Origin of the sequence: Mesorhizobium sp. RCC_202 (assembly GCF_041355295.1) — a bacterium.
Lineage (GTDB): Bacteria > Pseudomonadota > Alphaproteobacteria > Rhizobiales > Rhizobiaceae > Mesorhizobium.
In genome coordinates this window covers 486,036-510,164 of sequence record NZ_JBFUPO010000002.1, presented here as the reverse complement: position 1 = coordinate 510,164, position 24,129 = coordinate 486,036, and the positions used below count along the sequence as shown (strand labels likewise).

Sequence of the window (24,129 nt, the reverse complement as noted above, 5' to 3'; positions counted from 1 at the left end):
TTTTGACATACCGGCATGTCCGGTATGACGGAGCGGCATCATGCCAATGACCGTTGCGTTGGGTCACCCGCCATCTGCGAGCGACTATGGCGGCAAGTCCCTACCAAAGGGCTAAATCGGACGGTTAATCGAAAATATATTGCTTAAAATTCGAGCGGAGCGTGAGCCGCGTCCGACGCTTGTTGCGACGCCGTCAGTTGAAGGATCGCACCAGGCTGCCGACCAGCAGGTTCCAGCCGTCGATCAGCACGAAGAACAGGATTTTGAACGGCAGCGACACCACTGTCGGCGGCAGCATCATCATGCCCATGGCCATGGTGACGGTAGCGACGATAAGATCGATGACCAGGAACGGCAACACGATGAGAAAGCCGATCTCGAAGCCGCGCCGGATTTCCGAGATCATGAAGGCCGGGACCAGGATACGCAGATCGACGGTTTCTTTTGCGACGACCTGGCCGCGTTCGCGGGCGAGATCGGCGAAGAGATCGAAATCCTTGTCGCGCACATTGTGCAGCATGAAGGCGCGGAACGGGTCGGAGATTTTCTCGAACGCCTCGGCCTGGGTGATCTGATTGTCCATCAGCGGCTTGACGCCGGTGTTCCAGGCCTGGTCGAAGGTCGGCGCCATGACATAGAAGGTCATGAACAGCGACAGCGAGATCAGGATCAGGTTGGCGGGCGTCGATTGCAGGCCGATACCGGCGCGCAGGATCGAGAACGCGATGACGAAGCGGGTGAAGCTCGTCACCATGATCAAAAGGCCCGGCGCCACCGACAGCACGGTAAGCAGGCCGAACATCTGGATGAGATAGCCTACGGTGGTGCCGTCGGCCTTGCCGATGCCGCCCAGGTCGAGCTGCTGGGCCGCGGCGACGGAGGTGGTGGCAACGATGAGCGCGGTGGCGACGAGGAATTTTCTCATTCGAGCAGCATCGTCCTGACGAGAACCTGTTTGACATGACCGCCGCTGCGCAACGCCGCGCGCTCTTCGAGATCGGCCTTGAGATGTTGGTAGCCGCTGGCGCCTTCGATCTGATGCATCTTGAGCGTGCGCACGAAGGCCAGCAGATCCTGCTGGATCTGTTCCGTCATTTCCGGCGGCTGCGGGGCGTCGTAAAGCAGCGACGCCTCCAGCCTGAGCCAGATCTCCGACGGCGAAGCGAGATTGGTGGTGATCGGCGCCATCTGCACCACGGTCGGTCCTGGCACCGTCTTGCCGTCAGCGGCGGGCTTTTCGGCGGTGCCCGAGTTTTCCGGGGCGGCGGGCACCGGCGGCGGCGCGTCGCCTTGCTTGAGATAGCCGCCGGAAACCCAGCCCATGCCGATGGCAGCGCCCGTCACTGCCAAAAGCATGGCGAGCTGGATGACCAGTGAAGGTCCCTTTTTGGGCTGTGCCTGCTCGACATTGGCCACGGCGGCGTCTCTCTATCCTAGAAAGGAAGAACCTGGTCGAGGATCTGCTGGCCATAGGCCGGCTGCTGGACCTCGCTTATGCGGCCGCGGCCGCCATAGGAGATGCGCGCCTCGGCGATGCGCTCGTAGGGGATGGTGTTTTCCGCGCCGATATCGGAAGGACGCACCATGCCGGCGATGGTCAGCACCCTGAGCTCGTAGTTGACGCGAACTTCCTGCGAACCCCTGATCATCAGATTGCCGTTGGGCAGCACGTCGGTGACGACGGCCGCGACATTGAGCGCGAGGTCCTCCGAGCGCTTGATCTCGCCGTCGGCATTGGTCTCGGTGTTGGAACTCAGACCGGCGTTGCCCTTGCCGCTGGTGGTTGCCTGTTCCCAGCCGAGCGAAATGTCGTAACCGAGCTTGCGCGCGGCGGTGCGGCTGCGGTCGTTCTGGTTCTTGAAATTGGCCTTGTCGTTGAGCTTGATGTTGACGGTCAGGATGTCGCCGGCGCGCAGCGCCCGCGGGTCGGTGAACAGCCGGCTCTGGCGGTCGTCCCACAGCGAGAACTTCTTCGGACGCGCCGCCGGCGGCTCGGGATAGCTGTATGGGCCGGACCCACCATTGCCGAGCCCGGATCCGACCGGCGACAGGGACGGTTCCCTGCCGATCTCCTTGAAGTCGGTGCCGCAGCCGGTCAGGGCCGCAAGCGCGATAAGGGTTAGCAATTTCAACTTCATGACGGGTCAACCCTTCGCGCTGCGCTGGCCATGATGCCGGTGAGCGTCGCCGCCGCCTTCTGGTCCATTTCATTGAGGATGACGCTTGCCTTGCGCGAATCGAGCTTCATCAGGATGGCCGCGGCGAGTTCGGCATTGACCATCGCCAGCCGTTCGGCCGCCGCGTCGGGCTTCATGCCGGCATAGATCTTGACGACGCCGTCCTCCGCGCGCGCCAGGAACACTTCGCGGCGCTTCAGCCATTCCTCGTATTCGGCCTTTTTGGCATCCAGCGCTTTCATGCGCTCGTCTATGCCGGCCTGCAGTTGTTTCAACTCCTCCGCCTGCAGCGCATAGCGGCGGTCGCGCGCTGCATCGGCGATGTTGGAGCAGAAGCGTTGGATCTCGCTCTCGTCCGGCGCCTTCCCGCCTGCGAGCGCGACCGGCTGGGCCGGTTGGCTTTCGCGCGTCAGCTGCGCCGGCTGAAGCGGCGCCTGGCCGCCGGGCAGCACCTGACGGACCTCGTCCGCGTGGCCGGCGGTGCCGCTGAGCAGAGCAACGATCGCCCCGGCGGCGCAGAGGCCGAGGTGACGATGCGGTCTTGAGGAGAAGAGCTCTATCATCGGCGTGCCTATTGGAGGACCAGGTCGGCCTGCAGGGCGCCGGCCGATTTGATGCCTTGCAGGATGGCGATGATGCCGTCAGGCTTCACGCCGAGGCGGTTGAGGCCGGAGACAAGGGTTTCGAGGTCGGGGCCGTCGAGCACGGCGACGCGCGCGTTGGGCCGGCTCGCTTCGATGGCGGTGGATGGCTCGACCGCGGTCTCACCCTTGGAGAAGGGCTCCGGCTGGACGACCCGTGGCGCCTCTGTGATGCGTACGGTGAGCGTGCCATGGCTGATGGCCACGCGCGAGATCCTGACATTGCTGCCGATGACGATGGTGCCGGTGCGCTCGTCGATGACGACGCGGGCAGGGGCATCCGACTCGACGACGAGATTCTCGATCTCGGCGTAGAAGCGCGCGGCGGAGATATTCTTTGGCCGCCTGATCTGAACGGTGCGGGCATCGCGCTCGGCAGCGACGCGCGCGCCGAAGCGTTGCGAGGTGTAGTCGTTGATGGCGTCGGCGATGCGGATGGCGGTCGAGAAATCGGGATTGCGCAGCTGCAGCGTCAGCACGTTCTGGTCGTCGAACTCGGCCGGCACGGAGCGCTCGACGATGGCGCCGTTCGGCACACGGCCGGCGGTCGGCACACCTTGCGTCAACTGCTCGGCCTGGCCCTGCGCGACGAAACCGCCGACGATCACCGAGCCTTGGCCGACGGCATAGATTTCACCGTCGGCCGCTTTCAGCGGCGTCATCACCAGCGTGCCGCCGGCAAGCGAGGTGGCGTCACCCATCGAGGAGACGTCGATGTCGATGCGGCTGCCCGACTGGACGAAAGGCGGCATGTTGGCGGTGACGATGACGGCGGCGACATTCTTGGCGCGCGCGCTGCCGCCTTCGGTGGCGATGCCGAGATTTTCCAGCATGGCGCGGATCGACTGTTCGGTGAACGGCGAATTGCGCAGGCTGTCGCCGGTTCCGGCAAGGCCGATGACCAGGCCGTAGCCAACAAGCTGGTTGTCGCGCGAGGCCTGCAGCTGGGCGATGTCCTTGATGCGCGCGGCGACCTGGCCGGGCGGCAACGTGCTTGGCCCCGTCGACACGCGGAACATGCGCGTGGTGGTGGCGGGATCGTATTGCGGATCGTCATAGACGCCGCCATTCTTGGCGGCGAGATCGCGCTTGGCCTTGGGCGTCAAGCCATCGGCCAATGCCGGTTGGACGCCGGTGGCGACTGCAAGCAACAGGGCAAAGGCACGCATCACGATGCGCCGACCTGGATAGTGCCGTCGGCCATCACCGTGCCGGAAATGATCTTGCCGCTGTCGGTGTTGCGGACCTTGATGAGGTCGCCGGCGGCGCCCGGCTGCAGCGTGATACAGGCGGCCGAAATGGTCAGCGCGCCGACGGTGAAATAGACCTGCACGGAAGCACCCTGTTCGACCAGCCAGGCGTCGCGGATGGCGGCGACCGGAATATAGCGGCCTGGTACCAGCGTGCGCTTGGCGACCTTGCCCTGGAGCTCCTCAAGGCTGGTCGCCATGCCGTCCGGCTTGTGCTTGCCGGGAACGAGCGTCACCTGCTTGAGCGAGGCGCTCTCGATGGTCTCGCCGGGATAGATAACCCGGTTGGGGATCAGCACGGCCTCGCCGACAGCCTGGCTGGCGGCGATCTCGGTTGCCGATTGGCCCGTCTCCTGCGCCAATGCCGGCATGCCGCCGGCCACCAGCGCGATGGCCAGCGCGGCGCAGCGGAATGCGGAGCAGGAGATCGCCATAGCCATCGTCCGTTAGCTCATGTTCTTGGAGACCACCGAGGCCATGTCGTCGGCGGCCTGGATGACCTTGGAGTTCATTTCATAGGCGCGCTGCGCCGAGATCAGCTCGGTGATCTCCTTGACCGGATCGACATTGGAGGATTCCAGATAGCCCTGCTGGATGGAGGCAAAACCGGGGTCGCCGGGCACGCCGACATTGGCCGGCCCGGAAGCCGGCGTTTCCTGGAACAGATTGTCGCCGAGCGGCGCCAGGCCCGCCTCGTTGGCGAAGTTGGCGATCTGGAGTTGGCCAAGCTGCTGCAGGTCGGTCTGACCGTCGATGCGGGCAAAGACCTGGCCGGTCTTGTTGACGATGACCTCGACGGCGTCGGTGGGCACGGTGATGGCCGGAATGACATTGGCGCCGTCCACCGTAACCAGCTGTCCGGTGGCATTGGTGTTGAAAGCGCCGGCGCGGGTATAGAGCGTGCCGCCGTCGGCGCCTTCGATCTGGAACCAGCCCCTGCCGGTCAGCGCCATGTCGAAGCTGTTGCCGGTGCTGGCGAGCTCGCCTTGCGTGTGGACGTTGCGCACCGCCGTCGTCTTGACGCCGAGGCCGATCGAGACGCCTTCTGGCACAATCGAGCTGTTGGCGCGGTTGGGCACGCCTTGTGTGCGGTCGACCTGGTAAAGCAGGTCGGAAAATTCGGCCCGTGCGCGCTTGTAACCGGTGGTGTTGATGTTGGCGATGTTGTTGGCGATGACTTCCAGGTTGGTCTGCTGGGCATTCATGCCGGTGGCGGCGATGGCGAGTGCTTTCATGACGCTAGATACTCATGCGGCTGATTTCGAGATAGGCCGAGACAACCTTGTCGCGGATGGCGATGGTGGTCTGCAGCGCCTGCTGGGCGCTCAGCACCGCATCGACGACCTGGCGGGTGTCGGCGTCGCCTTTCAGCGCCTGGATCGACATCTGCTCGGCCCCTTGCAGCGTGTTGACGGTCTTGGTCGCCGCCTGGCTGAGAACCTCGGCGAAGCTTGAGCCGACGCTTTCGCTGGCCTGCGTGCCGAGCCCGCCCTGCAGCAGATTGGGTGACGCCTGCTCGGCGCCATCAACCGCTGTCTTGAATTGTATTGCCCCGATACCGCCGATCATTACTGGTTCCTCATCAGGTCGATGGTCATGGAAATCAGATCGCGAGCCTGCTTGATCACCTGCAGGTTGGCTTCATAGGATCGGTTCGCCTCGCTCATGTCGGACATTTCGACCAGCGTGTTGACGTTCGGCATCTTCACGTAGCCCTTGTCGTCGGCGGCCTGGCTGCCGGGCTGGAACTCGATCGGGAAGTCCGACGGATCGTGGGCGATCGAGCTGACCTCGACCAGCGAGCCGCCGCTGGCGCGGTCGACCTCGGACTGGAAGGTGATCGTCTTGCGGCGGTAGGGATCGGCGCCCGGCGTGTTGCCAGTCGACTGCGCGTTGGCGAGGTTTTCCGAGACCACACGCATGCGCTCCGATTGAGCGCCAAGGCCGGATGCCGCGACTTTGAGGGCTGCTGTGAGCGCGTCCATGGTCAGCTCTTCACCACCATTGACATCATCGAATGGAAGGCCTTGACGATCGCCGTGTTGAGCTCGAAGGAGCGGCGGACCTCACCGGCCTTCATCAGCTGGTCCTCGAGAACCACGGTGTTCTTCGACGGCATGATCGCGCCGGTGGGATCCTCCGGCTTGACGTTGAAGCCGGCATTGGCCGCTTCAGCGCCAAGGTGGCCGGGCGCGGTCGCGGCCAGCTTCACAGCGGTGCGGTCGAGAACCTTCTCGAAAGGCTCGACATCGTTGGCCGTGTAGCCCGGCGTATTGGCATTGGCGATGTTGGAGGCGATCGCCGACTGGCGCACGGCCAGCCACTGTGACTGCCGCGTGGCGAGATCAAAAAGGTTTACGGGTTCCATGGGATTCTCCCGAGCGTGTACACACAAGACTAGGCGGCCAGTCTTGCGCGGACCTTGCGCGGGCAGGGGCTAGATCGCCCACATGTGTTATTTGGAAAGCTGAATTACCTTATCGGCGCTGGTGACCATCACCCACTTGCCGCCACGCTGCTCGATCGAGGCAACGCGGCTGGAATCGGGCAGCACCGAGCCGCGCTGGACGATCCACAGGCCGGTATCGTCCTCGATCATGGCGCGGCCATTGGCGACGTGCACCATCTTGAAGTCCGAAGCGGCGGCTGGGAAAGGCTGCTGGTCGAGGCCCGGCGCCTTGTCGGGATCTTCCGGTTCGTCCGGCAAGGTTCCGGTGGCGAACAGGTCGAGATCGGGAACGGTCTTGGGCGCATCGGCTGAGCTGATATTGACCAATTGCGTACCGCCCGCGACGCGGCCGGCATTGCTGCCGCTGCCGCCGAACTTGATGGTCTGCACGCCGAACTGCTCCTGGTTGAAGAAGATGTACCAGGGAAACAGCGCGCAAATCAGGCCAAGCGTGACGCCGAGCGCGGCGATGACGAAATCACTGCGCCGGTCGGCTTTCTTGTCGATCAGGCGCGGGAATTGCGGCTTGGGTGGCTGCGGCCACTCCGCGATTGGAAAAAGTCCGTCGATCAAGGAGTCCCGGCTGGCCTGTGCCACATCGGAGGGCTGGGCAACCGGCGCCCTCGGCAAATGCGGTCTGTCGGCCTTGGCCAACACCACTGTTGCCTTTTCCGCTTTGGCGCGCGCTGCTTTCTGCTTTGCAGTCCTTGCCTCATCTGCCTTGGCTCGTTCCATAGCCTCGGCCTCGGCGAGCATGTCGCGCAACATACGCTCGGTATATTGCAGCTCAGTTTCCTTGATCGCCATTCGGCTTCCCCTTGAGATGGCGGGCAAGATCGGCGAAAGGATCGGCGGAGGCACGGTCCCTCGGCGACTGCGTCAGCGCTTCGTAGATCAGCGGGACCTGGCGCACCGCGATGTCCAGTTCGGCATCGGCGCCGCTTTGGTAAGCACCGAGCAGGCGGATGTCGCGCGTATCCTCGAAGCGCGCGATCATCGACTTCAGCTTCGTCACCAGCACGCGCTGCTCCGCGCTCCAGGCCTTGTCGGCCAGACGCGAAATCGACGACAGCGGATTGACCGGCGGATAGCGGCCCTGCTCGGCCAGCGCGCGATCGAGCACGACATGGCCGTCGAGGATGCCGCGCACCGAGTCGGCGACTGGATCGTTGTGATCGTCGCCGTCGACCAGCACGGAAATGATTGCCGTGATCGAACCCATGCCCTTGACACCTGGGCCTTCGGCGCCCGGACCGGCTCGTTCAAGCAGCTTCGGCAGGTCGGTGAAGACCGAGGCCGGATAGCCGCGCGCCACCGGCGGCTCGCCGGTTCCCGTCGCCACCTCACGCAAGGCATGCGCGAAGCGCGTGATGGAATCCAGCACCAGCAGCACGCGATGGCCCTGGTCGCGGAAATGTTCGGCGACGCGCATGGCGGTGTCGGGCGCGCGCCGGCGCATCATGGCGCTTTCGTCGCTGGTGGCGACGACGGCGACGGTCTTGGCCATGCTCTCGACGCCGATCGTATCCTCGAGGAACTCACGCACCTCGCGGCCGCGCTCACCGATCAACGCGACGACCACCGTGTCGAAGGCCTCGGCGCCGGCGAGCATTGCAAGCAGCGTCGACTTGCCGACGCCCGAGCCGGCGAAAATGCCGAGCCGCTGGCCCAGGCAGAGCGGGGTGAAAATGTCGATGACACGCACACCGGTCATGAAGCCGGTGTCGACGCGCTGGCGCGACATGGCGCCGGGCGTGACCGCTGCGGTACTGTCGGCGGCATTCGGCCTGATCAAAGGCGGGCCACCGTCGATGGCGCGGGTCAAGGCATCGATGACGCGTCCGCGCCAGGAGACATGTGGCGTCACCGCAAGCGGACCCCGGCGAAAGACGGCGTCGCCAATGCCGGCATCGGCGCTGCGTTCGAAGGGCGCGACCACCACTTCATCGCTGCCGATCTTGACGATCTCGCCGCGACGGGTGCCGGCGTTGCCGCGCTGCTCGACGATGTCGCCCAGCCTGGCAATCCCGGACAGGCCGCGGACCTTGTAATGCGTCGACGAAATCTCGACGATCCGGCCGCCACGCGACAGCAGCATTTCCGGATCGCCGAAACGCTGGCAGACGCGCTCGAGCGCGGCCAGCCGGTCCGCCCGCCCGGTGTCCGCCGGAGCCTCGGAAGCGCGCAGCAGGGACGAGCCGGTCGCCATGCCGTTACTTCGAGCCGAGCGTCTTGATCGCGTCGTCGGTGGAGGAATCGGCCTTCTTCATCAGCGCCGCGGTATTTTCGAAGGCCCGCTGCACCTGGATCAGCTTGGTCATCTCGAGCACCGGGTTGACGTTGGACTCCTCGAGAAATCCCTGCGCGATACCGACGTCGGAGCGGTCGGTGACGGGTTCGGGCGTTCGTGGCGGGACGACGCCCGAATTGCCGTAGCGAACAAAATTCTCGCCGGGGTCGAAATTATAGAGGCCGATTGCGCCGGCCAACTGACCGTTCTGCCTGAGCGAGCCGTCGGCGCCAGCCTTGGGCGGGCCACCGCGCGGATCGAGCTGGATCGGCGCACCGCCGCTGTCGAGCACCGGATAGCCCTCGATCGACATCAACTCGCCATTCTCGGTCATGGAGAAACGGCCGTCGCGCGTCATCACCGTCCCGGCGGGCGTCTCGATGGCGAACCAGGCATCGCCCTGGATGGCGAAGTCGAAAGGATTGCCGGTCTGGGTCATCGCGCCGTGCGCGGTGGAAAGATAGGTCTTGCCGGAGGAGGCGAAGGAGACCGACTTCTGCCCGGTGCCGGAGACAACGTCCTCGAACTTCACGCCGGTGGCGCGAAAGCCGATGGTCGAGGCATTGGCGACATTGTCGGCAATGGTGTCGAGGCGACGCTCGAGCGCGATCTGCGAGGAGAGGGCGACGTAAAGGCTATCTTGCATGATCTTCTCAGAACTTCAGCTGCTGCATGGCCATCATCAGGTCGGTGGAGATGCCGACACTGGTCGGCTGCGAGAACAGCACGCTGACCGACGACACGGCGGTCGAGGTCGGGTGGTTGATCTCATACATGCTGGTGAAACGGGTCAGGAACTTGCTGAGCTTGGCGGGGTCGGTGAAATCAGTGATGTCAAGCTTCTGCCCGAACAGCTGCGCCTGCTTGTCGATATCGGCGGTAGCGAAAGAATCGGGCAGGCCGAGCGAGGTGCGGACGACGCTGGCTAAAGCGGTGTCGGCCAGCACGTCGTACCAACTGGTGATGGTGGGCGCCTTGCGCTGGAAATAGAGGGCTAGCCGGACACCTTCATTGGTCTTACCGGCGTCTTCCTCGAGCGTCTGGCGCATATACATGTCGACGGTAGGCTGCTGGGCCGGATTGATGGTGGTTGCCGCCTCGCCATACTGTTCGAAGTTGAAGGCGACCGCGAGCCCGGCATAGGCCTTGTTGGTCATCTTGTTGGCGACGCTGTTGGGGTCGCGGATGCCGCCGGTCAGCACGCTGCGGATGAGGTCCTTGCTCTCCTTGGACGGGTCGAGCCCATAGGCCGAGAGCGCGTAATTGTATAACCGGCTGTTGGCCATCAGGTCGTCGATGGATTTCACGTTCGTGACGTTGGCAAGATAGTACGCGGTCTCCGACTTGATGTAGTCCGCACTCGGCGGGATGAGACCAAGCGCCGACTCCGTCGTATAGATCTTCGGCGTGTCTTTCTGCACCACGTCGCGCGACGTTGTCTGGTCGCCATATTGGGCAAAGTTGAAGGCGGCGACGAAATTGGCGTAGCGTTTGTCGGTCAGCTGGTTCGCCGGGCTGTTGGCGTCGCTGACGCCGCCTTCGAGCATGGTGCGGATCTGCTGCGGTTTTTCCGTTGACGCATCCAATCCGTAGGAAGCCATGGCGAAGGTGAGCAGGCGCTTGTTCGCCATGAGGTCGTCGATCGACTTCACATTGGAGATATTTGCGGCGTAATAATCGGCTTCGCCCTTGATGTACTGCGCGCTCGGCTTGACCAGCTTCAGTGCGGCTCCGGTCACGTATCCTTGTGGAACGGCCTGCTGGACATCGGTGCGGGTGGTTGTCTGATCGCCATACTGGGCGAAGTCGAATGCCGACACGAAGTTGGCGTAGCTCTTGTCGGTCAGTTTGTTGGCGGGACTGTTGGGGTCGCTGACGCCCCCTTCGAGCATCGCCCTGACGGTAGCAGCCGGCTCGGTTGTGGCGTCAAGCCCGAATGCCGCCATTGCATAGGTCAGCAGGCGAGAGTTGCCCATCAGATCGTCCACCGATTTCACGCTGGAAATGTTGGTGACGTAGTAGGCGGTTTCGCTCTGGTAATAGGAAAGGCCCGCTTGTGAGGCGCCGATCTTGACTTGCAGCGCATAGTTGCTGGTCACCGGCTGCTGTGCCTTGTTGTAGACGGTCGCATCGGCACCGTTGGCGGCGAAATTAAAGGCGCTGACGAAGGCGGCGTAACGCTTGTCGGTCAACTTGTTGGCGAAACTGTCGGGGTCGGTTACGCCTTCCTTGAGTGCCTTGACCATAAAGGCCTTGGCATAGTCCATGTCCTCCAGCCCATAGGCCTTCATGGCATATTTGAACAAGCGGTCGTTGTTGACGAAATCGTCAATCGTTTTCACCTTACCGATGTTGGCCAAATAGTATTGGGTATCACGATCGACCGTCGGCTGTTGCTCGACCTGGTCGATCGATTTGTTGATATCTTTGGTGATCAACTGGTAGCTGAGATAGGTACTGAGCAAGGATACGCCTCCGGCCGAAGCTATCCCGGCACAATAAGCTTACTTCCTTGCGCGAAACTGAATCGCATCCGCCGGTTTCGATTCAAGCCTCACACAAGGCACGAGGACTATCCCTGATCCACGATGTGACATGCGGAAGGACCTGCCGTGGGTATTCTGATTGGACTAGTGGTGACGCTCGGCTGCGTTCTCGGCGGCTTCATGGCCATGGGCGGCCATCTGCATGTGCTGTTGCAGCCATGGGAAGCCGTGGTCATCTGCGGCGCGGCACTCGGCACCTTCCTCGTCGCCAACCCGATGAAGACGGTCAAGGACACCGGCAAGGGCATCCTTGAAGCCTTCAAGCAGGCCGTGCCGAAGGAACGCGATTATCTCGAAACGCTCGGCGTGCTGCACAGCTTGATGCGCGAGCTGCGCTCGAAGTCGCGCAGCGAGGTCGAGGCGCATATCGACAATCCGGAAGAGTCCGCCATCTTCCAGGCCTTTCCGACCGTGCTCAAGAACCACGACCTGATGAACTTCATCTGCGACTACTGTCGCATCATCATCATCGGCAACGCCCGCTCGCACGAGATCGAAGCGCTGATGGATGAAGAGATCCAGACCATCCGCACCGACAAGATGAAGGCCTATCACGCCATGGTCGCGGTCGGCGACGGCCTGCCGGCGCTCGGCATCGTTGCCGCCGTGCTCGGCGTGGTGAAGGCGATGGGCGCGCTCGACCAGTCGCCCGAAATCCTCGGCGGCCTGATCGGCGCGGCGCTTGTGGGAACCTTCCTTGGCATTTTCCTGTCCTATGCCGTGGTCGGCCCGGTCGCGACCAAGATCAAGACGGTTCGCGAGAAGAAGAACCGGCTCTACATCATCGTCAAGCAGACGCTGCTTGCTTACATGAACGGCGCCTTGCCGCAGGTGGCGATCGAGTTCGGCCGCAAGACAATCTCATCCTATGAGCGCCCGACGATCGATGCCGTCGAGCAGAGCACGATGAACACCGGCAGCGCCGAGAAGAAGGCGGCGTAAGCATGCGTGAAGACAAAGACATGTGCAAAGACAGACTGGACCGCTTGCCGTCATGACCAGTCCGGGTAATCCGTCGCAGACCCGGGCCTTGATCATCGAACGCCTCGTCGGCGACAGCGGCGAGACCGCACAGGTGATCGGCGTCGGGCGTGGCATGGCCGAGCGCGCCTTGCCGCTGCTGCAGAAGGCGCTTGCCGGCGAGCTCGGCGCGCCGGTGACGGTCGACCTGCAAACGGTGGAGGTCGGCCGCGTTCCCGACGCGCGTTCGCAGGCCGGCGAGGCTTTTGCGCTGGGCATCGTGCCGTCGCCGGCCTCGGCCGACGCCATGACCCTGGTCATGGACGCGCAGGCCGTCGCCGTCATGGTGTGTGCGCTGTTCGGCGGCGATCCCGACCAGCCGGTCTCGCCGATCGAGCGCGACCTGTCGCAGATCGAGGCCGATGTCGCGACCACCGTGTTCCAGGAGGTCGCAATGGCGCTCAACGGATCGGGCAAGCGCTCGCTCGAACTGCGCCTGCCGGTGTCGAAGGCCATCTCGGGCAACGATGCGCGACGACGCGTGCTGCGCGACGGCGCAGCGGTGCGGATTGTCTACGGCGTGTCGACACCGTCAGACAGCGGCACGATCACGGTGATGATCCCGCAGCGCGTGCTCCTATCCACGCGTGGAGCCGTCGCCGATAAGGGCGAGGATGACCGGACCACGCAGTTCGACTGGCGCGCGCGCTTTTCCGAAGAGGTGATGCGCTCGACCGTGCGCCTCGAAGCCACCATGCCGCTTGCCCGGCTGACACTGGGCGAGCTTGCGGGTTTCCAACCCGGCCAGATCATCGAATTCGAGGAAAACGCCCAGATCAACGCCAGGCTCAGCGCGCGCGACAAGACGTTGTTCGTATGCGAGTTCGGCAAGCTCGGGCAGAATTACACTGTACGCGTCAGCCACCCTCATGATGCCGGGCAGGATTTCATCGACGGACTGATACCGGGCTGACGCCGGGTCCGAGATTTATGGAGACGACAAATGGCAAAGACCAAGGTGGAAGCCGAACCCGACCAGCCCGAAGAACAGCTCGATCGCGCCATCGAGGAGTTGCGCGGCGTGCTGCGGGAAGAGGAGAGCCGCCCGGAGGCCGCCCTGGGCGCCAATTCCTCGATTATCATGACCATTCCGGTCGACGTGCAGATCATCCTTGGCAGCACGGAGATGCCGGTCTCGGACCTGATGGCGCTGCAGAAGGGTTCGACGGTCGCGCTCAATCGCCGTATCGGCGAGCCGGTTGATGTCGTGGTCAACGGCCGCCGGATCGCACGCGGCGAGATCACCGTGCTGGAGAGCGACCCGACGCGCTTCGGCATCAGGCTGACCGAAATCATCGCGGCCGCAAAGAGCGCCTGAAAGTGGTGAACGGGCGGACCAATCGGCAGCAAGGGCAACAGGCATGACGACGGCATTGGCGCTGACACGTCCGCAAAAGGCGGCGGCCATACTGGTGGCGATGGGCAAGCCCGCCGCGAGCCGCCTGCTCAAATTCTTCAAGCAGGATGAGCTGAAGGCGCTGATCGAGGGCGCTCGTCTGCTGCGCACGATCCCGCAGGCCGACCTGGAGCGCATCGTCGCCGAGTTCGAGGCCGAGTTCACCGAGGGGGCCGGCCTGCTCGATTCGGCCGACCGGATGGATACGATCCTCAACGAGTCGCTCTCGCCCGAGGAAATGAGCGCCATCATGGGCGACAGGAAGTTCGAGCCGGTCCAGGAAGGACCGCCGCCGATCTGGCCGGACCTCGAAAAGCTCGAGCCGGCCCGGCTCGGCGCCTTCCTTGCCGGCGAGCATCCGCAGACCTCGGCCATGGTGCTGTCGAAACTTGCGCCGCAGACGGCCGCAAATGTCCTGCTCACGATGGAAAAGCCGATGCGTGGCCAGATCATCAAGCGCATGGTGACGATGGCCAACATTCCGGATGCCGCGGCCAGGATCGTCGAGAACCAGTTGCGCGCAAGCGTCCTGTCGCAAAAGGCGACCAAGGACACTTCGGCCGGCCAGGAACGTGTCGCCAGCATGCTCAACGAGATGGCCAAGCCCGAGCTCGACGAGCTCATGCAGGATCTGGAGGACGTCGGCACCCCCGACCTCGCCGGCGTCAAGTCCCGGCTGTTCGCTTTCGACGATCTGCCGCTGCTCCCGCAGAAGGCCAGGGTGCTCCTGTTCGACGGGCTGTCGACCGAACTGGTCACGCTGGCGTTGCGCGGCGCGCCGCCGGAACTTGCCGAAGCTGTGCTGTCGGCGATCGGCGCGCGTTCGCGCCGTATGATCGAATCCGAACTGGGACAGGGATCGGAAGGCATCGCGCTGGCCGACATCATGGCAGCCCGCAAGACGATATCGGTCGCGACCATCCGGCTGTCGCGCGAAGGGGCGTTCGATCTGCCTTCGACGCAGAGCCCCGCCGCCGAAGCCGCCTGACGATAGAAACACGGTCAGGGCACCATGGCTGATGCGGTCGACAAGGATTCCAAAACCGAGGAACCCACAGAAAAGAAAATCCGCGACACGATCGAACAGGGCAAGCTGCCCCTTTCGCGTGAGACCGCTCTCTTTGCATCCTTCCTCGCCATCCTGGTCTTCACCGTCTTCTACGCCAAGGACACCATCGTCGATCTCAGCATGTTCCTGTCGTCGTTTTTGGAAAAGCCCGAGGCCTGGCCGATGGACACCGAGACCGATGTCATCTCGCTCTACAAACAGGTGATGACCGAAATCGGCAGCGCCGTCCTCAGTCTGATGGTGCTTCTGGTGGTCGCTGGCATCGGAGCCTCGGTGTTCCAGAACATGCCGCAGATCGTCGGCGAACGCATCAGGCCGCAGCTGTCGCGTATCTCGATCGCCAAGGGCTGGAGCCGGCTGTTCGGCGTGCAGGGCTGGGTCGAGTTCCTGAAGTCGCTGGCCAAGCTCGGCTTCGCCATCGCGGTCTTGACGTTCACGCTGTCCCAGGACCATCGCAAGCTGCTCGCCGGCATGATCACCAATCCGATGGCTTTCGGCATGGTCATCCGCGGCATCTTTGTCGACATATTGGTGGCGATCGTCTTCGTCATGGGGCTGATCGCGGTGATCGACATCGTCTGGTCGCGCTTCCACTGGCGAAGCGACCTGCGCATGAGCAAGCAGGAGGTCAAGGACGAGTTGAAGCAGTCGGAAGGCGATCCGATCGTCAAGTCGCGACTGCGCTCGCTGGCGCGCGACCGGGCGCGCAAGCGCATGATGACGGCGGTGCCACGCGCCACGCTGATCATCGCCAACCCGACGCACTATTCGATCGCGCTGAAATATGTGCGCGAGGAGGACTCCGCTCCGGTAGTGCTCGCCAAGGGCCAGGACCTTGTCGCGCTCAAGATCCGCGAGATCGCCAGGGAGAACAACATCCCGATCTTCGAGGACGTGGCGCTTGCACGCTCCATGTACAAGCAAGTTTCGGTTGATAGCGTGATCCCATCGCAATTTTACCAGGCGGTCGCCGAGCTGGTGCGGATCGTCTACTCCAAGAAGACCGAGCGCAAAGTAACTCAATGAACGGATGCGGCTTGTAATCCATGAACCGGCAACCACACGCTAATTCCCGTGAGCTGATCGTCGCCGACGCCATCGAGCCGGTGGTGGGCGAACTCAGACTGATCGAGGTCGCCGACTACATCGCGTTCATCCGGCTGGAGCATATCGCCTGCCTGTCGGACCTGGTGGATTCGGCTGCCGAACTTTACTTCCATCCGGGCACGCTGCGGCTCGGCCATGGTGGGGAAGCGCATGTCGACTGGGGTGGCAGCCCGCGCATCGTGCTCGACCTCGAGCTTCGGCCGCGCGGCGTCAATATCTATTTCCAGCTGACGTTGACCGGCCAGGGCACATCCGTTGTGGTCAACTACGTGTCGTTCGAGAAGCCTGGCGAGACGCCCGAGCACAACACCGCCTTGCTCAAGGACGCGATCGACGAGGCCCGCATCCGCAAGCCTGAGCCACTCGCCTTTTCCTGAGGGCGCTTTTCGGAGCGTTCGACTATTCGATCAAGCCGAGCCGCAGCGCTTTGGCCACCGCTTGGTTGCGGTTGGTGGCGTTGAGCTTCTGCGTCGACTGGGTCAGGTACTGGTTGGCGGTGTGCACCGAGAGCTTGAGGAGCTTGGCGATCTCCTCGCTGGTGTTGCCGTTGGCGGTCAGCTTCAGGCATTCGAGCTCGCGCTTGGAGATCGACCGCGTCCGGCCGGTGTTGTCGCCGGGACGGATGCGCGCGACGGCGGCGAACAGTGCAAAGCAGCGGGCGTGGATTTCGCAGAGCATTTCGTCCGAAAGCGTGATTTCCGAGCCCAGGAAAACGACCAGTCCGCATTGGCCGCGATCGGCATGCACCGGAAGGGCGATGCCATTGGTGCCTGGCGCCAGCGGGGCTGTCGGTTCGGCCCAGGCGAGGGGCTGAAAGGCCTGCCTGGAACCGGGGACGCCGTCGTCGGCCCACCAGCGTGGCGTCGTCGAAATGCTGCTGTGGCGCACCATATCCTCGCCGCTGGCGCCGGAGATGAATTTGGTCGCGACGGCGGTGCTTGGATAATCGGAATCGAAACAGGCGACGAGACGCGCGCGTTCCGGCGATGGGCTGACGAAATAGAGCCCGAACGCCGAAGCATTGATGTCGACGGCGATCCAGCGACAACGGCGCACTGCATCGGGAATCGTGGCGGCGTGATGCGTCTCCGAGCCGAGCGAGAAAGCGCCGAACGGATTGCGCTGGTCGTTGAAAAGGGCGGCCGCCGCCTCTCTTATCTGTGCGTGCTTCAAATGATGCCGCTCCTGATCGCTGTCGCGATCGCCATCGCGCGGTTGCTGGCCGCGAACTTCTGGATGGCGTGCGTGATGTAGCTGTTGACGGTGTTGGACGAGACGCCGAGGATGACGGCCACCTCATCGGTGGTTTTGCCTTCCGAAACCCAGAACAGGCATTCCCGCTCCCGGTCCGACAACGGATCCTGCATGGAAGCCGCCGCGATCAGCTGCGGAATGCTGGAAAGCGCGTAGCAGCATTTGAGTTGCGCCTTCATCAGGGCGGTCAGCTCGATCTTGTCCGGCTCGCCGGCGGAAAACAGCACGAACAGGCGCTGGCGGCCGACATTCAGCCGCAGAGAATAAATCTCGGCATGGCCGAGCACGTCGAGCAGGCGCGCCTCTTCGCCGGTCAGCAGCGCGCCGGCGTCAGGCGCTTGCGCCGTCACCAAAGGCTTGGGGCGAACGCCGGGGGCTGTCGTCAGGGGACCCAGCGCCAAACTGGCGATCAGCCTTTTGCCGATCAGTTCGATGCCGTCGAAGATCCAGTTCGAGGACACGATGCGGGCATCGTTGCGGTCCTGGTCATGCACGATGGCGACCAGCATATAGTTGTCGGCGCCGATATCGGCGGCAAGCTGCATGAAGAAAGTGGTGAGATCGCCACGCGACGTCAGGCGGGCGCCCAAAATGTCTGGTTGCAGGAGCGCGGCGGAGCTGCTCATTGGATGCTTTGGTTGTATGTCATGGCCGGAATCTTTTCTTGAGCCCGGATGCTGGCGTCGCCAGCGGCCGAACTTGAATACGCATCACGTTTACGAAGCACACGCACAGCGCGAGGTCGCGCGGATCGCCGAATCCATTCAGGGAACGCGAAGCCGTCCGCGTCTGGCACCGGCCAAATGCCGGAACTTGAGACTCTGGGTGGTCGCCGCGCCCCCCTAGGACCGGCTGATTCGGGTCTAATCTACCCGCAGATGAATCCGACATCAAACGCGATTTGACAAAATCGAATCTGGCCGACTCGCTTTGCGACTCAGTAGCCGTTCCTGGCGTTACTTGAAGATGGTGTCCGGGCTGAATCGAGCCGATGATCTGGCGGCGGGATCATCGGGAAATGCGCCGCCGGTCGATCCGGCGGCGCTCTTCTTCGATGTTTTGCCGCCTCAGCGGCCCTCGAAGCCGGTCAGCACGCCGACGGCGTTGATGCCGATTTCTTCCACGGCGTAGCCGCCTTCCATGACGAACAAAGTCGGCAGCCCAAGCTTGGCGATGCGGCGGCCGATCTTGGGATAGTCCTCGCTCTTCAGTTTGAACTGGCTGATCGGGTCCTTCTCGAACGTGTCGACGCCAAGCGACACCACGACGACGTCGGGGGCGTAAGCGGCAAGCTTGGCGCAGGCGTCTTCGAGCGAGGCGTTCCAGGCGTCCCAGTTGGTGCCGAACGGCATCGGATAATTGACGTTGAAGCCTTCGCCTTCACCCTCGCCATGCTCGTCGGCATGGCCGAGGAAGAACGGATATTCGACCATCGGGTCGCCATGCAAATTGAGCACCTGGACGTCGCCGCGGCGATAGAAGATCTCCTGCGTGCCGTTGCCATGGTGATAGTCGACATCTAGGATCGAGACACGGCTGGCGCCCTGGTCGCGGAACCATTGCGCGACGACGGCGGCGTTGTTGATGAAGCAGTAGCCGCCCATGAAGGCGGCGCCCGCATGGTGGCCGGGCGGGCGGCAAAGCGCGAAGGCGCTGCGCTCACCGCCCTTGACTAGGGCGGCCCCGGTCAGCGCGACGTCATAGGACGACTTGATCGCGGCCCACGTGCCTTCGACGAAGGTGGCGCCGGCATCGAAGGAATAATAGCCGAGCAGGGCATCGACACGCTTCGGCGGCACGTCGCCGCGCAGGCCGCGCGTCGGCCAGGTGAAGCCCATGGCCGAGCCCTTGAAGCCGGCGGCGACCCATTCCGGCCAGACCGTCGGTAGGAAGTCGATATAGTGAGCCTCGTGCACGCGCTTGGCCGCCGCGATGTCGTGCTCGACCGGCGCGATGATCGGCCCGAGCTTCTCGCTTTCCACCCGCGCCCTGATGAATTCGGCCCGCGACGGCTTCTCGAAACCCGGCACGATCGCCGAGGTGACCAATTCCATCTGTCCTGAGTGACCGGCGTGGAGAGGGGAGAAAACTGTTTTCATTTTGGGAGTTGGCTCGCTCTTCGAGTTTGCGTCTCTGCGGGTATCATACAGCTTTGTGGCAGAGGTTTTCGATCGCGCCAAGAGGCATCGCAAATTGTTGCCTGGGGCCAGCATGGGACGGCTTGCCAGACGCCAATACTCTGCTAGCCTAAGCGCAAATGGGAGAAAATGATGCCGCCAACGGCCGATCTGATCGTCGAGAACGCCAGCATATTGACGATTGATCCGGACACCCCTCGCGCCCAGGCGATTGCCATCAAGGGTGACCAGATAATTGCGATCGCAGATCGCGACAGCGTGCGCGATTACAAAGGCCCGGACACGCGGGTGATCGACGCCCAGGGCGGCTCCGTCCTGCCAGGCTTCATCGAAGCGCACATGCATCTCTTCGGCGGCGCGGCCGAACTCGACAATCTGCATCTGGCCGGCGTGCACGGCTTCGACGCGTTGCGCGACGCGATCCAGGGTTTTGCCGCCAAGCGTCCGGACGCCAGGCTGCTGATCGGCGCAGGCGTCGACTACGCGATCTTGCCCGAGCCGGTGACGCGCCACCATCTCGACCGCATCATCCCCGACCGGCCCTTCGCCATGTCGGCGTCCGACCACCATACGATGTGGGCGAACACCAAGGCGCTGGAGGAAGCCGGCCTGCTGCATGGCAGGCAGGTCGGCCCGGGCAACGAGATCGTCATGGGCGCGGACGGACTTGCCGCCGGCGAGTTGCGCGAAGGCGAGGCCTTCGGTCCAATTCTTGACCATTTCGGCGCCAACCGGACGCGGCTTGGCCTCGAAGGCGCCGAGCCCGACCCCTATCCGTCAGCGGCCGAGCTTGCCGCCGACCGCGACCTCATGCATCGCGGACTGCAATGGTGCGCCAAGCACGGCATCACCTCGATCCAGAACATGGACGGCAACCTTTACCAGCTCGAATTGCTGGCCGGGCTCGAGAAAGAGGGAAGGCTTCTGTGCCGCACCAAGATCCCGTTCCACTTCAAGAATTTCATGAAGCTGGAGATGCTGGAAAAAGCCTCGCGCATGGCGGCGAGCTACAACTCCGAGTTTCTGTCGTCGGGACTGGTCAAGGTCTTCTATGACGGCGTGCTGGATTCCTGGACGGCGGTGATGGTCGACGACTATGCCGACCGTCCGGGCTGGCGCGGCGAGCCGCTGTTCTCGCCCGAGCATTTCGCCGAGGTGGCGGTCGAGGCCGACCGGCGCGGCCTGCAGATCGCGGTGCATTCGATCGGCGACGGCGCGGTGCGGGCGGTGCTCGATGGCTATCAGGCAGCGCTGGGCAAGAACGGTAAGCGCGACAGCCGCCATCGCATCGAACACATAGAAGTAACCACGCCATCCGACGTGCCGCGCTTCGCCGAACTCGGCGTGCTGGCCTCGATGCAGCCGGCGCATCCGCCGGGGGCGCTGAACTTCCCGCTGGAGCCGACGCTGTCGCGCATCGGCCGCGAGAAATGGCCGCTGAGCTATGCCTGGCGTACGCTCAAAAATGCCGGCGCACGTGTGGTGTTTGCATCCGACTGGCCGGTTTCGCCGGTTGATCCGATCCTGAGCATCCAGGCGGCAGTCATGCGCAAACCTTGGGCAGAAGGGATGCCGGACCAGAGCTTTTCGCTGCAGGAAGCGATCGAAGGCTACACGGTCGAGGGCGCCTATGCGGAATTCATGGAGCATCGCAAGGGCCGCCTGAAGATCGGGTACCTTGCCGATATCGTCGTTTTGTCGGCTGATATCGAGGCGACTGCGCCGGAAGAACTCCATACGGTGCGCCCGGTGACCACCATCTGCGGGGGGAAGGTCACTTACCAAGCCTAACGATGGCATAGGAATTGCTTAATTGAACGGCGACTCGGACCGAGTCACTGCTGCGCAGTTGCCAAGCCGGTTGGCTTGTGGTGACAATCAAACAGGAACACACCTGCCGCCAAGAGCAGGCTTTCTCAATGGGGTAATCGTGCCGGAACAACCGGGTAAGAACGCGATCGAAGTTCGCGGCGTACGTAAGGTTTTTGGAACGGGCGAAAGCCAGGTAGCCGCCCTCGACACAGTGTCGGTGTCGATCCGGGAGAACGAATTCTTCACGCTGCTCGGGCCGTCCGGATGCGGAAAGACGACGCTTCTCAGGTTGATTGCCGGCTTCGATTTTCCAACCGCCGGCGAAATCCTGCTGCACGGCCAAGACATCGCGCCGCTGCCGCCCTTCAAACGTCCCGTCAACACGGTCTTCCAAAGCTACGCGCTGTTCCCGCATATGACGGTGGCGCAGAATATCGGCTTCGGGCTGGAGATGCTGGGCAAGCCGAAGGCCGAGATCGAGGCGCGCGTTGCCCAGATGCTGAAGCTGGTCAAGATGGAGGCGCTCAAGGGCCGCCGCACCAGCCAGATCTCCGGCGGCCAGCAGCAGCGCGTGGCGCTGGCCCGGGCGCTGGCGCCGCAGCCAAAGGTGCTTTTGCTCGACGAGCCACTGTCGGCGCTCGACTACAAGCTGCGCAAGGAAATGCAGATCGAGCTCAAACGCCTGCAGCACGAGACCGGCATCACCTTCATCTTCGTCACCCACGACCAGGAAGAAGCGCTGACCATGTCGGACCGCATCGCGGTGATGTCGGCTGGCAAGATCCTGCAGGTCGGCTCACCGCGCGACATCTACGACCGGCCGGCCGAGCGCTTCGTCGCCGACTTCATCGGCGAGACCAATTTCCTGCCGGGCACTGTGGTGTCGAAAAAACCGGGTGTCGCGACCGTCAAACTTGGCGGCGATGCGACGATCAACGCCGGCTATCCGGAAGGGTTTGAACCCTCGGGCGAGGTCACTGTGGTGATGCGTCCAGAACATGCCGACCTCGTGCCCGATCCGAGCAAGGGCACGATCACCGGCACGCTGTCCAACATCGTCTATTTCGGCACCGACACGCACTACTACGTCAAGCTCGACGGCGGCGGCGACGATTTCATCGTGCGCCATCAAAACAGCCGCTCGAGCGCGGTGACATATCAGACCGGCGCCAAGGTCGGCATCCAGTTCGAGGAGGACGCCGCCCGCGTCCTGAAAGACTGATGGCGACAGCAACCCTTTCTCCAACCACGATTTCCAAGGCCGCGTTGTTCGAAGCTCAGGCGGCCAAGGCCGGCGCGCGGCGCAACCGGCTGTTGTCGCTGCCGGCGCTGATCATCATCGGCATTTTCGGCGTGCTGCCGCTCCTCATCATCTGCGTCTATTCGTTCCTTGTCGCAGCACCCTATGGCGGCGTGCAATGGCACTTCTCGGCCGACGCCTATCTGAACTTCCTGTTCCAGCGCGACATTTTCGACGACACGCTGCAGTTCACGCCGGACTTCCTGATCATCTATCTGCGCTCGTTCCTGTTCGCGGTGGTGACGACGGTCATCTGCCTGCTGCTCGGCTTCCCGACTGCCTATTTCATGGCGACCCGGCCGCCGGCGCAGCGCAATTGGTGGGTGCTTATGATCACCATCCCGTTCTGGTCGAACCTTCTGGTGCGCACGCTGGCGATCATGTTCATCATCCGCGACGAAGGCCTGATCAACAACGCGCTGATCGGTCTCGGCGTGATCGATAAGCCGATCACCATGCTCTACACCAATTTCGCCATCCAGCTCGGCCTGCTTTATGCCTTCCTGCCGTTCATGGTGCTGCCGCTCTATTCGAGCCTGGAGAAGCTCGACTTCCGGTTGATCGAAGCGGGCTACGATCTCTATGCGACGCGCCGCCAGGTGCTGTGGCGGGTGATCATCCCGCTGTCCAAGCCCGGCATCATCGCCGGCTGCCTGCTGGTCTTCATACCGGCGCTCGGCGCCTATGTGACGCCGCTAATCCTGGGGGGCGGCATCCACCTGATGATCGGCGACCTGATCGCGCAGCAGTTCGGCTCGGGGCGCAACTGGCCACTGGGCTGCGCGCAGGCGCTGATCCTGATGGCCGCGGTGCTGGTCGCGCTTTACTTCTACGTCCGCAACACGTCGGGGAAGGTGCAGCATGGGTGAGCCCCGCATCATGGACATCAAGGACCAGCCAGGTTTCCGCACCATCGCCATCATCTGTCTGCTGGTGCTCTATGTGCCGGTGCTGATCCTGATGATCTTCTCGCTGAACAGCGGTTCGCTGGTCACACATTGGGAAGGCGTCACGCTCGGCTGGTACGGCACGGCGCTGCTCAACGAGGAGTTCCACAGCGCCGCCAGGAACACGATGATCATCTCGGTGACAGCGACAATCGTCTCGACCATCTGCGCCACGCTTGCCGCGATCGGCATGACGCGGGTCAAGCCATGGCCTGGGCTCGCGGCGGCGTTCATGGTCATCAACCTGCCGCTGATGGTGCCGGAGATCATCACCGCGGTGGCGACGCTGTCCTTCTTCGCGCTGATCGCGGGAACGTTGGGGCTCAATTTCGGCATTGGCAATTTGATCCTCGCCCACACCGTGTTCTGCATCCCCTTTGCCTATATGCCGATCCGGGCGCGGCTGGAGGATATGGACCTGACGCTGGAATATGCCGCAGCCGACCTCTACGCGACACCGTGGAACGCCTTCCGGCGCATCACGCTGCCGCTCTTGGTGCCCGGCATCATGTCGGGCGCCGCACTCGCCTTTATCGTCTCTTTCGACGATTTCACCATCACGCAGCTCGTCGCCGGTCCCGGCCAGACGACGCTGCCTCTCTACATCTGGAATCAGATCCGGCGACCGATGACACCGGAGATCAACGCGATCTCCACCATCCTGCTTATGGTGTCGATCCTGTTCGTCTCGGTCTCGTTCCTGATTGCGCGCCGACGCGCAAAATAAGCTCCA

Annotated in this window: 27 protein-coding genes; 10 read left to right on the top strand and 17 right to left on the bottom strand. The window is 63.2% G+C overall.

Going from position 1 to position 24,129, the window contains the following annotated elements:
• Positions 1 to 193: 193 nt before the first annotated feature.
• From fliP to AB6802_RS06640, 14 genes are all read right to left on the bottom strand, one after another.
• Entirely contained in the window at positions 194 to 925 is a 732-nt protein-coding gene (gene fliP / locus AB6802_RS06705) for a flagellar type III secretion system pore protein FliP (protein WP_371009227.1), read from the bottom strand.
• Positions 922 to 1,416: a flagellar basal body-associated protein FliL gene (fliL, locus tag AB6802_RS06700; RefSeq protein WP_371009226.1), complete on the bottom strand. Its 495-nt coding sequence runs from the start codon at positions 1,414 to 1,416 to the stop codon at positions 922 to 924. The genes fliP and fliL overlap by 4 nt, the downstream gene beginning before the upstream one ends.
• Positions 1,417 to 1,433: 17 nt before the next feature.
• Positions 1,434 to 2,138, bottom strand: a complete 705-nt coding sequence (gene flgH, locus AB6802_RS06695) for a flagellar basal body L-ring protein FlgH (protein WP_371009225.1) — start codon at positions 2,136 to 2,138, stop codon at positions 1,434 to 1,436.
• Complete coding sequence (locus AB6802_RS06690) at positions 2,135 to 2,740, bottom strand: MotE family protein (protein WP_371009224.1); 606 nt, start codon at positions 2,738 to 2,740, stop codon at positions 2,135 to 2,137. Before AB6802_RS06690 ends, flgH begins: the two co-directional genes overlap by 4 nt.
• Before the next feature lie 8 nt (positions 2,741 to 2,748).
• The gene (locus tag AB6802_RS06685) at positions 2,749 to 3,837 is read right to left on the bottom strand and encodes a flagellar basal body P-ring protein FlgI (RefSeq protein WP_371009332.1); all 1,089 of its coding nucleotides are present in this window, start codon (positions 3,835 to 3,837) and stop codon (positions 2,749 to 2,751) included.
• 149 nt (positions 3,838 to 3,986) lie between these two features.
• On the bottom strand, positions 3,987 to 4,508 hold the full coding sequence (gene flgA / locus AB6802_RS06680; protein ID WP_371009223.1) for a flagellar basal body P-ring formation chaperone FlgA: 522 nt from the start codon (positions 4,506 to 4,508) through the stop codon (positions 3,987 to 3,989).
• 6 nt (positions 4,509 to 4,514) lie between these two features.
• The gene (gene flgG, locus AB6802_RS06675; RefSeq protein WP_371009222.1) at positions 4,515 to 5,303 is read right to left on the bottom strand and encodes a flagellar basal-body rod protein FlgG; all 789 of its coding nucleotides are present in this window, start codon (positions 5,301 to 5,303) and stop codon (positions 4,515 to 4,517) included.
• 4 nt (positions 5,304 to 5,307) lie between these two features.
• Positions 5,308 to 5,637, bottom strand: a complete 330-nt coding sequence (locus AB6802_RS06670) for a flagellar hook-basal body complex protein FliE (RefSeq protein ID WP_371009221.1) — start codon at positions 5,635 to 5,637, stop codon at positions 5,308 to 5,310.
• Complete coding sequence (gene flgC / locus AB6802_RS06665) at positions 5,637 to 6,053, bottom strand: flagellar basal body rod protein FlgC (RefSeq protein WP_371009220.1); 417 nt, start codon at positions 6,051 to 6,053, stop codon at positions 5,637 to 5,639. Before flgC ends, AB6802_RS06670 begins: the two co-directional genes overlap by 1 nt.
• Positions 6,054 to 6,055: 2 nt before the next feature.
• On the bottom strand, positions 6,056 to 6,436 hold the full coding sequence (gene flgB, locus AB6802_RS06660) for a flagellar basal body rod protein FlgB (RefSeq protein WP_371009219.1): 381 nt from the start codon (positions 6,434 to 6,436) through the stop codon (positions 6,056 to 6,058).
• 87 nt (positions 6,437 to 6,523) lie between these two features.
• Positions 6,524 to 7,324, bottom strand: a complete 801-nt coding sequence (locus AB6802_RS06655) for a hypothetical protein (RefSeq protein WP_371009217.1) — start codon at positions 7,322 to 7,324, stop codon at positions 6,524 to 6,526.
• A complete protein-coding gene (gene fliI / locus AB6802_RS06650; RefSeq protein WP_371009216.1) occupies positions 7,305 to 8,726 on the bottom strand; it encodes a flagellar protein export ATPase FliI in 1,422 nt (473 codons plus the stop codon). Before fliI ends, AB6802_RS06655 begins: the two co-directional genes overlap by 20 nt.
• Positions 8,727 to 8,730: 4 nt before the next feature.
• Positions 8,731 to 9,453, bottom strand: coding sequence for a flagellar basal-body rod protein FlgF (flgF, locus tag AB6802_RS06645; protein WP_371009215.1), 723 nt, complete (start codon positions 9,451 to 9,453; stop codon positions 8,731 to 8,733).
• A gap of 7 nt (positions 9,454 to 9,460) precedes the next feature.
• A complete protein-coding gene (locus AB6802_RS06640) occupies positions 9,461 to 11,272 on the bottom strand; it encodes a DUF1217 domain-containing protein (RefSeq protein ID WP_371009214.1) in 1,812 nt (603 codons plus the stop codon).
• Between the two features lie 147 nt (positions 11,273 to 11,419).
• On the opposite strand from AB6802_RS06640, the gene motA reads away from it, so the two are divergent.
• The 6 genes from motA to AB6802_RS06610 are packed head-to-tail and all read left to right on the top strand — an operon-like array spanning position 11,420 to position 16,322.
• The gene (gene motA / locus AB6802_RS06635) at positions 11,420 to 12,295 is read left to right on the top strand and encodes a flagellar motor stator protein MotA (RefSeq protein ID WP_371009213.1); all 876 of its coding nucleotides are present in this window, start codon (positions 11,420 to 11,422) and stop codon (positions 12,293 to 12,295) included.
• 52 nt (positions 12,296 to 12,347) lie between these two features.
• A complete protein-coding gene (locus AB6802_RS06630; protein WP_371009212.1) occupies positions 12,348 to 13,286 on the top strand; it encodes a FliM/FliN family flagellar motor switch protein in 939 nt (312 codons plus the stop codon).
• 30 nt (positions 13,287 to 13,316) lie between these two features.
• The gene (fliN, locus tag AB6802_RS06625) at positions 13,317 to 13,691 is read left to right on the top strand and encodes a flagellar motor switch protein FliN (protein WP_371009211.1); all 375 of its coding nucleotides are present in this window, start codon (positions 13,317 to 13,319) and stop codon (positions 13,689 to 13,691) included.
• A 43-nt stretch (positions 13,692 to 13,734) separates the two neighbouring features.
• Positions 13,735 to 14,757, top strand: a complete 1,023-nt coding sequence (locus AB6802_RS06620; RefSeq protein WP_371009210.1) for a flagellar motor switch protein FliG — start codon at positions 13,735 to 13,737, stop codon at positions 14,755 to 14,757.
• Between the two features lie 24 nt (positions 14,758 to 14,781).
• Positions 14,782 to 15,864 carry a flagellar biosynthesis protein FlhB gene (gene flhB, locus AB6802_RS06615; RefSeq protein ID WP_371009209.1) on the top strand — a complete coding sequence of 361 codons (1,083 nt, stop codon included), beginning with the start codon at positions 14,782 to 14,784 and terminating at the stop codon, positions 15,862 to 15,864.
• A 20-nt stretch (positions 15,865 to 15,884) separates the two neighbouring features.
• Entirely contained in the window at positions 15,885 to 16,322 is a 438-nt protein-coding gene (locus tag AB6802_RS06610) for a hypothetical protein (protein WP_371009208.1), read from the top strand.
• A gap of 22 nt (positions 16,323 to 16,344) precedes the next feature.
• Here AB6802_RS06610 and AB6802_RS06605 read toward each other — a convergent pair whose 3' ends face one another.
• The 3 genes from AB6802_RS06605 to AB6802_RS06595 form a co-directional block, all read right to left on the bottom strand.
• Positions 16,345 to 17,118, bottom strand: a complete 774-nt coding sequence (locus AB6802_RS06605) for a response regulator transcription factor (RefSeq protein WP_371009207.1) — start codon at positions 17,116 to 17,118, stop codon at positions 16,345 to 16,347.
• Positions 17,115 to 17,825 (bottom strand): LuxR C-terminal-related transcriptional regulator, encoded by a 711-nt coding sequence (locus tag AB6802_RS06600; RefSeq protein WP_371009206.1) that lies wholly within the window; start codon positions 17,823 to 17,825, stop codon positions 17,115 to 17,117. The genes AB6802_RS06605 and AB6802_RS06600 overlap by 4 nt, the downstream gene beginning before the upstream one ends.
• Before the next feature lie 441 nt (positions 17,826 to 18,266).
• On the bottom strand, positions 18,267 to 19,298 hold the full coding sequence (locus tag AB6802_RS06595; protein ID WP_371009205.1) for a histone deacetylase family protein: 1,032 nt from the start codon (positions 19,296 to 19,298) through the stop codon (positions 18,267 to 18,269).
• Positions 19,299 to 19,469: 171 nt separating this feature from the next.
• On the opposite strand from AB6802_RS06595, the gene AB6802_RS06590 reads away from it, so the two are divergent.
• The 4 genes from AB6802_RS06590 (at position 19,470) to AB6802_RS06575 (ending at position 24,123) form a co-directional block, all read left to right on the top strand.
• Entirely contained in the window at positions 19,470 to 21,128 is a 1,659-nt protein-coding gene (locus AB6802_RS06590) for an amidohydrolase (protein WP_371009204.1), read from the top strand.
• Positions 21,129 to 21,267: 139 nt separating this feature from the next.
• Positions 21,268 to 22,371 (top strand): ABC transporter ATP-binding protein, encoded by a 1,104-nt coding sequence (locus tag AB6802_RS06585; RefSeq protein ID WP_371009203.1) that lies wholly within the window; start codon positions 21,268 to 21,270, stop codon positions 22,369 to 22,371.
• On the top strand, positions 22,371 to 23,318 hold the full coding sequence (locus tag AB6802_RS06580) for an ABC transporter permease (RefSeq protein ID WP_371009202.1): 948 nt from the start codon (positions 22,371 to 22,373) through the stop codon (positions 23,316 to 23,318). Before AB6802_RS06585 ends, AB6802_RS06580 begins: the two co-directional genes overlap by 1 nt.
• On the top strand, positions 23,311 to 24,123 hold the full coding sequence (locus AB6802_RS06575; protein ID WP_371009201.1) for an ABC transporter permease: 813 nt from the start codon (positions 23,311 to 23,313) through the stop codon (positions 24,121 to 24,123). Before AB6802_RS06580 ends, AB6802_RS06575 begins: the two co-directional genes overlap by 8 nt.
• The last annotated feature ends 6 nt before the right edge of the window (positions 24,124 to 24,129 follow it).